Origin of the sequence: Neisseria sp. HMSC03D10, from assembly GCF_001807625.1 — a bacterium.
GTDB lineage: Bacteria > Pseudomonadota > Gammaproteobacteria > Burkholderiales > Neisseriaceae > Neisseria > Neisseria mucosa.
Map to the genome: position 1 here is coordinate 6,849 of NZ_KV789489.1, position 7,177 is coordinate 14,025.

Sequence of the window (7,177 nt, forward strand, 5' to 3'; positions counted from 1 at the left end):
AAAAACAACTGCTGCCAAATACGTTTCAGACGGCCTTTCCCCGCTCAAACGGACACACGTCGTCTGAAATCCGATTTCCCCGATACCTCAAACTAGGAGACTCAACATGGGCTTCAAGCCAATTCCTGCTGCGGTTGCGCTCGCGCTGACGCTGATTATCTGGTTCGTCATACCCGTGCCGCAGGGTGTATCGCCCGACGCATGGCACCTTTTGGCGTTGTTCGTCGGCATCATCGCCGGCATCATCGGCAAAGCCATGCCCATCGGCGCAATGGCGATTTTGGGCATTACCTTGGTCGCGCTGACCGGCGTGACCAACGAAAAAGCCGCCGACGCAACCAAAGACGCTCTGAGCAGCCTCAACAACTCGTTAATCTGGATGATCGGTATTGCCATCATCATCTCGCGCGGTTTGTTGAAAACCGGCTTGGGGATGCGTATCGGCTACCTTCTGATTTCCCTTTTCGGCAAACGCACGCTGGGCGTAGGTTACAGCCTGGCTTTGGCCGATTTGGTCATCGGTCCGGTAACGCCGAGCAACACCGCGCGCGGCGGTGCCATCGTGCATCCGATTATGCGCTCCATCGCCCTGAGTTTCGATTCCGACCCCGAAAAAGGCACGGAAGGCAAAATCGGTAAATACCTCGCGCTGGTCAACTACCACGCCAACATCATCACCTGCTGCATCTTCGTTACTGCGACCGCACCCAACCCACTGGTCGTCGAATTGGTCGCCAAAGCCACCGATTCGCAAATCCACCTCTCTTGGGGCACATGGTTCGCCGCCATGGTCGTCCCCGGTCTGGTCGCCATGTTCCTGATGCCGCTGGTGCTGTATTTCCTGTATCCGCCCGAAATCAAACAAACGCCTAACGCGACCGCCCTTGCCAAAGAAAAACTGAAAGAAATGGGCGCGATGAAGCGCGACGAAAAAATCATGCTCGGCATTTTCGTGATTCTGCTGCTTCTGTGGGCGGGTGTTCCCGAAATGCTGTTCGGTGTGAAAGTCGATGCCACCGCCACCACCTTCCTCGGCCTGAGCCTGTGTCTGCTCACCGGCGTACTGACTTGGGACGACGCGTTGAAAGAAAAAGGCGCGTGGGACACCATCGTCTGGTTTGCCGCCTTGGTCATGATGGCGAACTTCCTCAACAAATTGGGACTGATTGCATGGCTGTCCGAATCCATGCAGGGCGGCATCTCCCATCTCGGCTTGGGCTGGGAAGCCGGTTGCGCCCTTCTGGTACTCGCCTACCTCTACGCCCACTACGTATTCGCCAGCGGCACGGCACACGTTACCGCCATGTTCGGCGCGTTCTACGGCGCAGGCCTCGCCCTGGGCGCACCGCCGATGCTGTTCGCCCTGATTATGGCGTCCGCCACCGGCATCATGATGTCGCTGACCCACTACGCTTCAGGTTCGTCCCCCGTCATCTACGGCTCGAACTATGTCAGTATGACCGAATGGTGGAAAGCCGGCTTCATTATGAGCGTGGTCGAAATCCTGATTTTCGGCACCATCGGCATTATCTGGTGGAAAGTGCTGGGCTACTGGTAAACCCTGCCTGAAATCAACAAAAGGTCGTCTGAAAATAGGTTTTCAGACGACCTTTTGTTATACAATTCCATCATCCTTACCAACCCACCCGCCCAAACCGTGAAAATCCTCATCCTCGGCAGCGGACAGGTCGGCTCGACCGTCGCGCAAAACCTCGCCTCCGTTTCCAGCAACGACGTTACCGTTATCGACATCGACGAAAAAGCCCTGCAACACATCGGCAGCCGACTCGACGTCCAAACCATACTCGGCAACGGCGCATCCCCGTTCATCCTCGAACAGGCGGGCGCAGCGGACTCCGACCTCCTGCTCGCCCTGACCCGCAGCGACGAAACCAACATCGTCGCCTGCAAAATCGCCGCCGATCTCTTTAATATCCCCAGCCGCATCGCCCGCGTGCGTTCCAGCGAATATCTGGAATACCCCTACCCCGAAAACGACGATACGGAAAACGGCAGCCTTACCGTCTTCGACATCACCGAAACCATCAGCCCCGAACAGCTCGTTACCGAACAGCTCGTCGGGCTGCTCAGCTACACCAGCGCATTGCAGGTATTGAGGTTTGCCGGCGACAAAGTCCGCATGGTCATCGTACAGGCGCGTAAAGGCGGGCTGCTCGTCAACCGCGAAATCGCCGACATCAACCAACATCTCCCCGAAGGTGCGGACTGCCAAATCTGCGCCATATACCGCAACAACCGCCTCATCGTCCCCACGCCGCAAACCGTCATTATCGAAGGCGACGAGGTACTTTTTGCCGCAGACATCAGCAGCGTCAACATCATCATGCGCGAACTGCGCCCCAAAGAAGCGCGAACCCGCCGCATCATGATTGCCGGCGGCGGCAACATCGGCTACCGCCTCGCCAAGCAGCTCGAATCCAAATACGACATCAAAATCGTCGAACACAACCCCCGCCGCGCCGAGTGGCTCGCCGAAAACCTCGACAACACCCTCGTCCTGCAAGGCAGCGCCACCGACGAAACGCTGCTGGACGAAGAATACATCGACGAAATCGACGTATTCTGCGCCCTGACCAACGACGACGAAAACAACATCATGTCCAGCCTGTTGGCGAAAAACCTCGGTGCAAAACGCGTCGTCACCATTGTCAACCGCTCCAGCTACGTCGATTTGCTCGAAGGCAACAAAATCGACATCGTCGTGTCGCCGCACCTCATCACCATCGGCTCCATCCTCGCCCATATCCGCCGAGGCGACATCGTTGCCGTCCACCCCCTCAGACGCGGCACCGCCGAAGCCATCGAAGTCGTCGTCCACGGCGACAAAAACACCTCCGCCATCGTCGGAAGGCGCATCAGCGGCATCAAATGGCCGGGCGACTGCTACATCGCCGCCATCGTCCGTGCCGAAACGGGCGAAGTCATCATGGGGCACCACACCGACACCATTGTCCAAGACGGCGACCATATCATCTTCTTCGTCTCCCGCCGCCGCGTCCTGCCCGAACTTGAAAAACTCATCCAAGTCAAAATGGGCTTTTTCGGCTGACACCGTCAAAGGTCGTCTGAAACCTGTTGCAGCAAAGTCAGAACCTTTTTTCAACTTCATTGAAGCCGCGCTTTCAGACGACCCGACACAAATTACCCAACATCATCCGTTTCCACATCCGATACCCAAAGGAAAATCCATGTTACGCCCCATCCTTGCCGCCCTCGTGCTCGCAACCGCCCTGCCCGCCGCAGCCGAAACCGACACCCTTCATTACAACATGATCGAATTTGCCGAGTCCGCCAATCTCGAAATAACCCGCGACACCATGACCGCCTACTTCAGCATTGCTTCCGAAGGCAAAGACCGCGCTACGGTGAACAAAGCGTTTCAGAAAAAATTCAACGACTTCAACAAAGCCGTACAAAACAACAAACTCCAAACCGAAATCCTCAACCGCAGCGCCAGCCCGCGCTATGAATACAACAACAACGGCAAACGCATCCAAACAGGCTGGGAAGAAGAAGCCGTGTTCAAAGTCGAAAACAAAGACTTTGACGCAATCAACCGCCTGATTGACGAAACGCTGCAAACTGCCACGCTCAACCGCATCGGCTTCAGCATATCCAAAGAAAAACGCGAAGCCGCCGTCGATCAAGTCAGCAAAGCCGCCATCCTGCGCTTCAAAGACCGCGCGCAAGACTTGGCGAAAACGCTCGGTTTTTCCAACTACAAAATCGTCAAACTCAATTTAGGCCACATCGGCAACCGTTCCATAGACAACGGTTTCGCCCGCGCCAAAATGATGAGTGCCGAAGCTGCCATGTTCAAGCGTTCGGCAAGCGACGAAAACAACGCTATCCAAGCCCCTTCTCCCGGCTCAGAAGAAATCAGCATCACAGTCAACGGCTCGGTGCAAATGTAAAACGCTCCTCCAACAAAAACGTCGTCTGAAAACCCTTTTTAAGTTTTCAGACGACGTTTTCTTATTTTCCTATCAACGCGTTACCGGCTTATATTTAATCCGTTTCGGTTTCGCGCCTTCTTCGCCGAGTCGGCGTTTTTTATCGGCTTCGTATTCCTGATAGTTGCCGTCGAAGAACACCCATTTCGAATCGCCTTCGCAAGCCAAGATATGCGTGGCGATGCGGTCGAGGAACCAGCGGTCGTGCGAAATTACCATCACGCTGCCGGCAAATTCCAGCAATGCGTCTTCCAGCGCGCGCAGGGTTTCCACGTCGAGGTCGTTGGACGGTTCGTCCAGCAGCAACACATTGCCGCCGCTCAACAAGGTTTTTGCCAAGTGCAAACGTCCGCGTTCGCCGCCTGACAATTGACCTGCGATTTTGCTTTGGTCGCTGCCTTTGAAGTTGAAGCGTCCCAAATATTGGCGGGCGGGGATTTCAAACTGCCCTACCTGCAAAATGTCGCGGCCTTCGGCGATGTTGTCGAACACGGTTTTGTCGTTTTGCAAACCTTCTCGGCTTTGGTCAATCAGGCTCATTTTCACGGTTTGGCCGATTTTCACTTCACCCGAATCAGGCTGCTCTTTGCCCGCAATCATTTTGAACAGCGTCGATTTACCCGCGCCGTTCGGGCCAATGATGCCGACAATCGCGCCCGCAGGCACTTTGAAGCTCAAATCGTCAATCAGCACTTTATCGCCGAACGATTTGGAAACATTCACAAATTCAATTACTTCGTTACCCAAACGCTCGGCGACGGGAATGAAGATTTCCTGCGTTTCATTGCGTTTTTGGTATTCGTAGTTGCTCATTTCCTCAAAACGCGCCAGACGCGCTTTGGACTTGGCTTGGCGGCCTTTGGCATTTTGGCGCACCCATTCCAATTCCTGCTTCATCGCTTTTACACGCGCGGCTTCGGATTTTGCCTCGTTTTCCAAGCGTTTTTCTTTCTGCTCCAGCCAAGACGAGTAATTGCCTTTCCACGGAATACCGTGGCCGCGGTCGAGTTCCAAAATCCATTCGGCAGCGTTGTCGAGGAAGTAGCGGTCGTGCGTTACCGCGACCACCGTGCCGGGGAAGCGCACGAGGAATTGCTCCAGCCATTCGACCGATTCCGCATCCAAGTGGTTGGTCGGCTCGTCCAGCAGCAGCATATCGGGTTTGCTCAACAAGAGTTTGCACAAAGCGACGCGGCGTTTTTCACCGCCGGACAGATTGCCGATTTTGGCATCCCATTCCGGCAGGCGCAGCGCATCGGCGGCGATTTCCAATTCGTGTTCCGCACCGCCACCCGTGGACGAACCTGCCGCAATAATCGCTTCCAAGCGACCCTGTTCTTCTGCCAGCGCGTCAAAATCCGCATCAGGATTGGCGTACTCGGCATACACTTCTTCCAAACGTTTCTGCGCAGCAGCCACTTCGCCCAAACCGCTTTCCACTTCCTCGCGCACGGTTTTTTCAGGATCAAGCTCCGGCTCTTGCGGCAGATAGCCGATTTTGATGCCGCCCATCGGCACGGCTTCGCCCTCAAATTCCTTATCCACACCCGCCATAATCCGCAGCACGGTGGACTTGCCCGCGCCGTTCAAACCGAGCAGGCCGATTTTCGCACCGGGGAAGAAAGAAAGGGAAATATCTTTAATGATGGTTTTCTGCGGCGGCACAACCTTGCTCACGCGCAGCATGGAATAGACGTATTGTTGGGACATGGTTTTCTCAATTCGGTCAAACAAATTTCAGACGACCCATTTTAACCGATTGCACCGATTGTTGCTTGCACGGATGATATTTAGAGGGGAAATAGATGGAGTGAGCAAAAGGCTTATTAATCACTTTCTGCTTATTTCTGATTCATAAATTTGTTTGTTATTCACAAATGAATACCAAAAACTCTTGTGAATCATTTTTTATTGAATTTGATTGACAAAATTGTTTGTCTATCACAAATGAGCGACAATACTTTTTTATATCAGCGGATATTTTGAGGAACACAAAGAACGCCACACAGAATTGATGCGCCAAGCTTCTCAAATTGGCAAGCAGTGCATAACCTTGAAATTGCCCAAAGCATTCATGCACTTTATGAAGAAATGAAGTTCATTTTTACCCAAACACTTTCCTCCAAACATTCGCTTGCTGTGTTAGATTTTGTTTTTACTTATCCCGTTTTCCGAAACAGCCGATTATCAGAACTGACCAACATCCCGCCTGCAACTGCAAACCGTTTCACCAAAGCATTATTGGAAAAAGGTATCTTGACATTAAAAGAAGAAGCAAGCGGAAGAAAATCAGCATTGTATTCATTTGAGAGGATGATGGAGTTGGTAAGGGTTTAATGAAAAAGGTCGTCTGAAACCTTTTCAGACGACCTCAAAACAAATCCAAAATTAAAACATAAAAGGAGCATCTCATGTCCCAATATCCCCCAGCCACGCTAATTTCCTGTCTGCAACAGCACCAAATCCCCGCCGGACACATCACTGCCTTGCAGCACTTTACCCCCAAAGATGGTTTTTGCTTTCATCACGACGATACGGATTGGCAAAACAGCAAAGATTATTTTGACGAATATTGGCAGGCTTTACCGGTTGCACCTATTTTACAGGACGAAGAAAGCAACGAATGGTTTGTGTACCTTACCGGGCCGCTACTCGGCATGGTCGGACACTTTCAACACGATGACCCCGACCTGGTACCCAGTTTTGCTACCATCCCTGACTTCCTCGCCGCCATTTCAGCTTACCCCGAAGCACAAGACGGCTACGAACTGCTGCATGATAAGTGTGCCTACAAATTTCCCAATCCCATACCGCCGCTGGATGCAGCCGCACGTCAAGCCGCCATGCAACAGCTTCGGCAGGCGGCAGAGGAAAGCGACGATGACGAAATCCGCCAGTGCCTGCATTTCGCTTGGTTTAATCTCATCGCTAAAGACGAAATCGCCCAATGGCTGCTGCCCTATCTCGATGACGAGGATATGTATGTGCAGGAACGCGCCATAGAACTTATCGGCAAACACAACTACCAAGCCACACGCGACAAATTGTGCGAACTGCAAACGACGGCACTTCCCAACGGACAAACCGCCGCGCAACGTGTCTTGAAAATGTGGGGCATTTAAGCATTAGAAGGTCTGTCCATCTAACGGCGCACATCGCTTCAAATCAGCCAAAAGGTCGTCTGAAAATCAGTTTTCAGACGA

General features: G+C 53.1%; 6 protein-coding genes. 5 read left to right on the forward strand and 1 reads right to left on the reverse strand.

Translation table 11 applies throughout. From position 1 onward, the window contains the following. Positions 1 to 106: 106 nt before the first annotated feature. The 3 genes from HMPREF3066_RS00945 (at position 107) to HMPREF3066_RS00955 (ending at position 3,935) form a co-directional block, all read left to right on the forward strand. Complete coding sequence (locus HMPREF3066_RS00945; protein ID WP_070439863.1) at positions 107 to 1,558, forward strand: DASS family sodium-coupled anion symporter; 1,452 nt, start codon at positions 107 to 109, stop codon at positions 1,556 to 1,558. Positions 1,559 to 1,657: 99 nt separating this feature from the next. Beyond that, the gene (gene trkA / locus HMPREF3066_RS00950) at positions 1,658 to 3,070 is read left to right on the forward strand and encodes a Trk system potassium transporter TrkA (RefSeq protein WP_003762926.1); all 1,413 of its coding nucleotides are present in this window, start codon (positions 1,658 to 1,660) and stop codon (positions 3,068 to 3,070) included. A 139-nt stretch (positions 3,071 to 3,209) separates the two neighbouring features. Then, on the forward strand, positions 3,210 to 3,935 hold the full coding sequence (locus tag HMPREF3066_RS00955) for an SIMPL domain-containing protein (protein WP_070439865.1): 726 nt from the start codon (positions 3,210 to 3,212) through the stop codon (positions 3,933 to 3,935). 72 nt (positions 3,936 to 4,007) lie between these two features. Here HMPREF3066_RS00955 and ettA read toward each other — a convergent pair whose 3' ends face one another. Further along, complete coding sequence (gene ettA / locus HMPREF3066_RS00960) at positions 4,008 to 5,684, reverse strand: energy-dependent translational throttle protein EttA (RefSeq protein ID WP_003756559.1); 1,677 nt, start codon at positions 5,682 to 5,684, stop codon at positions 4,008 to 4,010. 333 nt (positions 5,685 to 6,017) lie between these two features. Between ettA and HMPREF3066_RS11875 the strand changes: the two genes are divergently transcribed. Both HMPREF3066_RS11875 and HMPREF3066_RS00965 read left to right on the forward strand, forming a co-directional pair. After that, positions 6,018 to 6,311, forward strand: coding sequence for a Fic family protein (locus HMPREF3066_RS11875; protein ID WP_210385681.1), 294 nt, complete (start codon positions 6,018 to 6,020; stop codon positions 6,309 to 6,311). Between the two features lie 74 nt (positions 6,312 to 6,385). Then, positions 6,386 to 7,096 (forward strand): HEAT repeat domain-containing protein, encoded by a 711-nt coding sequence (locus tag HMPREF3066_RS00965; protein ID WP_070439867.1) that lies wholly within the window; start codon positions 6,386 to 6,388, stop codon positions 7,094 to 7,096. The last annotated feature ends 81 nt before the right edge of the window (positions 7,097 to 7,177 follow it).